We start from the raw sequence: 4,311 nt of genomic DNA, 5'->3' as shown, positions 1-4,311 counted from the left end.
GCAATAGCCACACTGGAAGCCGTCATGCTTCACGAAAGCGGCTTGCATGGGATGAAGGTGATCGAGCGTACCGAGCCCTTCGATTGTCGTGACGTTGGCATCGTGATGCATGACCGCGAGTGTCAGGCAGGAGTTAATCCGATGGCCGTCGACGATCACGGTGCAAGCCCCGCACTGACCATGGTCGCACCCCTTCTTAGTCCCGGTCAGGTGCAAATGCTCTCGCAAGGCATCGAGAAGGGTCGTCCGTGTGTCGAGGTTAAGCGAGCGCTTCTCGCCGTTCACATTGAGCGAAACGCCGGCCTTCACCGGCTCGCCGACAGGGGATGGTTGAGCACGTGCGCCGCCGTTCATCATGGGCAACGCAGCACAGGCGCTGGCAGCAGCCATCAGGTCGCGCCTGTTCATTCTGAATTCTCCTGGAGTTGGCATATCCGCCTCCGATTTTGGTAAGGGACGCGCGAGCAACTTTCTGCACTCGCGCGGCATTGCAGGGAGAACGGGTGAGGCAGCCTCTAGTTCATTCTTGTTCTAATCAGCGCGCCCACGAACGAGTCAGAACCCGTCACCTACCAATAGGCGATGCATTTCCCGGACAGCTTAAGGCCGAACCCAGGACAGACCTGGAATAGCTGATGCCCGCCCATGAGAATTCGRCAGCGGCTCTCTCCGCCATCTATACTACCCGAACCACGCTGGCCGCGGCCATCGTTCGCTAGCTTGTCGATGCACTCGGATTGCSCTGGAATTGACTACGCTTGCCGACAACCGGCGCATATGCCCTGGGGATGCCGAGTCCCAAGCTGGGCGAGCTGGAATCAAGCAGCGCTATCTCCAACGGTTTGTCGACCCGGCGTTCGATCCACACCGAATCAGCCTCGCGGCGATTGCTGAGGTCGCTTGGCGAGCCTACGCGGATTGCGCAAGAGCCCTCTCACGCGCAAGCCGGTGCAGGATATTCAAACCCAGGATACGACTTTCGAAAGACTGGCTCGCTGCGAAACAAGCCATCGAGGCTGCCGCCAAGCGCTACCACGACGTCGCAGGCCGGGGGGCACATTCTCATCACAGTCACAACGGCAGGGCAGTACCGGCCGGCACAAGCGTGGCTGAGAGGGAATTGCCGCGCGGTGACGACGATCATCGATCCCCGCTGCCTTGAAAATCACATAGATTGACGCGATATTGCGTCACATTATGAGTTGTAGCACCGGAGCAGTATGATGGCTCTTACCCAATTCGCCCGAAGCGGCATCTTCGATCCCAAAATGATCGCAGACGCGTTCAAGACGAGCAGCGCCGAACTGGCCCACACCGTCGGACTGGGGCGTGATGCCGTCCAGCGGAAGAACCGCATCGCGGCAGTGGCGACACAGAAGCGGCTGCGGTCGATGATCGAGGTCATCAACAAGGTCAGCCCGCGCTTCGGCTCGGATCTGATCGCATATGCCTGGTACCGGTCGGAGCCTCTGGCTGGCTTCTCGGGGCAAACCGCGATGCAGCTCGTGAAAGCCGGACGCGTCGACGATGTTCTCGAATACATCGACGCGGTCGATGCGGGAGTCCATGCCTGATCATGGCTGTGGCCTATAGCGGCAAGCTCTACCGCGCACTCAATCCGATCTATGCCAGAGAGCCCCTCTCCGGGGCAGGCGCCCAGAAATACGGCGGTCGCTTCAACGCCAAAGGAGTCGCCGCCCTTTACACCTCGCTAGCCCCCATCACAGCGCTACGCGAGGCCAATCAGGCCGGAAGCCTTCAGCCAACGACGCTGGTTTCCTACGAAGCTGAGATCGACCACATCTTCGATACCCGCGACCTCAGCGCCATGGCTGCCGAGGGCATCACGCCAAACCAGCTATTTGCGATCACGTGGCGTGACGAAATGCGCGATCACGGCCTTTCACGAACACAGATCTTTGCAAACAAGCTGATCAAGGAAGGATATCAGGGCATCCTGGTCCGCAGCTTCGCAACCGGGGCTGATTTCGGCGATACCAACCTCGTTCTTTGGAAATGGGGCCCAACTGCCCCCTCGAAGATTAGCCTCATCGACGATGAGGGGCGCCTATCGCAATCTCCAGCCAATCCATGATGCCAGCTCGCATCGCCTGGTAGATCACCAGCTCAGCCTTCGACTTCAGCGGCCGCTCTTCGGGGCCGCTTTTTTCACAACGTCGCTATCCTCGAAGCCCTCGGCCTCAAAGACGCCGGGCACGCCGACAGCATCTGGACGCCGGTCGCGCCAACACGGTCCGCGGCTCGGAATCGCACGCATCCAAGTTCCATAATGTTCCTTATGCGAATCCCGGCTGTAGGCGCAAAGTTAAAATGACACCCGCCGGGCCTACGCGGCCGATTGGCGGCACTTTTCGAGTTAGTGTCGACGCCAGGGCCTTGAAGCCTTGCAGCCCGTTCCGCAACACGTCGGCCTTTACATCACCGCCTGTGCGGCGGGCGTGGCCACGGCCGATCGCAAGCCAAACTCCGTCTCCACCATCGAGCGGCGGCTTTCGGCCCTAACCTGGGCCTATGCGCAGCGCGGCACGCCGCTGGATCGCAAAGATCGCCACATCGCGACCGTGCTTGCCGGCATCCGCAACACCCACGCCGCCCCGCCGCGCCAGAAAGAGGCCGTCCTGCCCGAGGACGTCATTGCCATGCTCGAGACGCTCGAGCGCGGGACGCTCCGGGGTCTTAGGGACCGGGCCATGCTGCTCGTCGGCTTCGCCGGCGGCCTGCGACGCTCCGAGATCGTCGGGCTGGACATCGGTCGCGACCAGACCGAGGACGGCCGCGGCTGGGTCGAAATCCTCGATAAGGGGATGATCGTCACCCTTGCGCGGCAAGACCGGCTGGCGCGAGGTCGAGGTCGGCCGTGGCTCAAGCGACGGCACCTGCCCGGTGGTTACGCTCCAGACCTGGTTGAAGCTCGCCAGGATCGCCCACGGCCCTCCGTTCCGCCGCGTTACCGGCCAGGGCAATGCCGTCGGCCCGGATCGGCTGAACGACAAGGAGATTGCCCGGCTGGTCCAGCGCACAGCGCTCGCCGCCGGTGTCCGCAGTGACCTCGCCGAGGGAGATCGCGCGGCTTTGAAGAATCGTCAGCGTAGCGACCCGAGGTCTGCGCGCGCGGCCCCAGATCGAGCTTAGCTCGATTGCCGCGAGTTTGCAGCGAGATGCTGCAGCGAAGCGGGTCGGCGCTGTGATCGTCCTCTTGCTGGCTCACGGATGGTCGCGTCCGTTAAACACCCATGTGTTTCTTGAGCTGATTACTGACCTCAGCCATTAGTGGGGGTTTGATACGGCCAAGCTTCTGAGCGTGGGCTGCCTCGATTGTCGCGATCTTCACGGGACGGATCACACTCGGCGCCGGCAAACCGGCCTCCTCATAGAGCCGTCCCAGCGACACATCCCCGACCCATGGCCGATTCTCGGCGCTGGTGATCATGACGACCCACAACAGGGCATCCCCCTCCCCGATCGCACCGTTGCTGACAACAAGCGCCGGGCGGTGTTGCCGGGTGTTGCGATCGGTATAGGGGGAAGGCACCCTTACGACGTCCCCCTGCCGGAAATCAGAGGTCGGCATAAGCCCTCCGGTCGGCTTCGCTATCCCATTCGCCGAACGTGCCGAACGGATCCTCGGCCACGACCGACGCCGGTGCCTTCCGGATCACGACCGCAGCACCTTTGATACTGTAAGCGATTTTGTCGCCTTCCCGCAGAGGCGGCCGGGCCAGCCGCCTCCCCTCCCGTGTAAAGGGAGTGCTCTAGCTGATCTCACAATTCGAAGCCGTCGCGCCCCTGGCGCCGCTTTGGTGAGCGTGGCTTGGCCGGCCGGTCGGAGGTATCGGGTCCGACAAGGTGCCCTTCCTGGCGAAGGCGCCTGTACATTTCAGGATCGGGAATCTCCCAACGCCTGATCATCTCACGCGTCTTGGCCACCAGTATCCCATGTATGGGATCGTGCCGAAGCACTTCCAGACGATCCGCGATCTTACTGACGGCGATGACGATGACTTTGCCGAGGGCGCGAACGACGGCACCGAGGAGAGCATCCTGTTGGGCTGTGTTTGATTCACGCCGCTGCTGCTTCTCGATGAACTGCAGTAGCAAGGCCACCAGCGGCTTTTCGCGATCGCTGGTGTGTTCGAGGCGCCACAGCGCAGGAAAGGGCTTCGCGAGCGGTTCGGGAGGTGTCGTCTTCACGGCCGCTTTCGCAGCCTCGGCTAGCGGATCGGGCGCCCTAGGCTGACTCGGTTTCAGCAATTGCCGGGCAGCCCGCTCCTGAGCCGCCTCGCCTTCAGC

5 protein-coding genes and 1 pseudogene are annotated in these 4,311 nt (G+C 62.1%); 3 read left to right on the top strand and 3 right to left on the bottom strand.

Annotated features, from left to right (window positions below):
• A partial coding sequence (locus AC1DVA_RS26595; protein WP_476807883.1) for a 2Fe-2S iron-sulfur cluster-binding protein occupies nucleotides 1-408 on the bottom strand: 408 nt, incomplete at its 3' end.
• Nucleotides 409-1,223: 815 nt separating this feature from the next.
• On the opposite strand from AC1DVA_RS26595, the gene AC1DVA_RS26590 reads away from it, so the two are divergent.
• The 3 genes and pseudogenes from AC1DVA_RS26590 to AC1DVA_RS26580 all read left to right on the top strand — a co-directional run.
• A complete protein-coding gene (locus AC1DVA_RS26590) occupies nucleotides 1,224-1,574 on the top strand; it encodes an MbcA/ParS/Xre antitoxin family protein (protein WP_265055178.1) in 351 nt (116 codons plus the stop codon).
• 8 nt (nucleotides 1,575-1,582) lie between these two features.
• Nucleotides 1,583-2,095 carry an RES family NAD+ phosphorylase gene (locus AC1DVA_RS26585; protein ID WP_265055562.1) on the top strand — a complete coding sequence of 171 codons (513 nt, stop codon included), beginning with the start codon at nucleotides 1,583-1,585 and terminating at the stop codon, nucleotides 2,093-2,095.
• 238 nt (nucleotides 2,096-2,333) lie between these two features.
• Nucleotides 2,334-3,090: pseudogene (locus AC1DVA_RS26580) on the top strand (site-specific integrase); the annotation flags it as partial.
• A 154-nt stretch (nucleotides 3,091-3,244) separates the two neighbouring features.
• Here the strand turns inward: AC1DVA_RS26580 and AC1DVA_RS26575 are convergent.
• A complete protein-coding gene (locus AC1DVA_RS26575) occupies nucleotides 3,245-3,592 on the bottom strand; it encodes a type II toxin-antitoxin system PemK/MazF family toxin (protein ID WP_265055177.1) in 348 nt (115 codons plus the stop codon).
• A gap of 191 nt (nucleotides 3,593-3,783) precedes the next feature.
• Nucleotides 3,784-4,311, bottom strand: a 528-nt coding sequence (locus AC1DVA_RS26570; protein WP_476807882.1) for a hypothetical protein, incomplete at its 5' end; no start/stop codon positions are given.

This window comes from Allobosea sp. P4_C6, assembly GCF_056402015.1.
Note: the sequence above shows the minus strand (reverse complement) of the source record. Positions and strands in the feature narration are given on the sequence as shown.